This is a genomic window from Duganella aquatilis, from assembly GCF_009674565.1.
GTDB classification, from domain to species: Bacteria; Pseudomonadota; Gammaproteobacteria; order Burkholderiales; family Burkholderiaceae_D; genus Rugamonas; species Rugamonas aquatilis.
The window spans coordinates 1-263 of the sequence record NZ_WKJL01000079.1; the positions used below are offsets into that span (position 1 = coordinate 1).

1 rRNA gene is annotated in these 263 nt (G+C 51.0%); it reads right to left on the reverse strand.

Annotated elements, in window-relative coordinates:
* Position 1: 1 nt before the first annotated feature.
* Positions 2 to 263, reverse strand: a 23S ribosomal RNA gene (locus GJ698_RS30335); the annotation flags it as partial.

Sequence of the window (263 nt, forward strand, 5' to 3'; positions counted from 1 at the left end):
TACGAGTATTTAGCCTTGGAGGATGGTCCCCCCATATTCAGACAGGATTTCTCGTGTCCCGCCCTACTTGTCGTACGCTTAGTACCACCGGTCTGATTTCGTGTACGGGGCTATCACCCGCTATGGCTGCCATTTCCAGAGCATTCCACTATCAGTCCGACTATCACGTACAGGCTCTTCCCATTTCGCTCGCCACTACTTTGGGAATCTCGGTTGATTTATTTTCCTGCAGCTACTTAGATGTTTCAGTTCGCCGCGTTCGC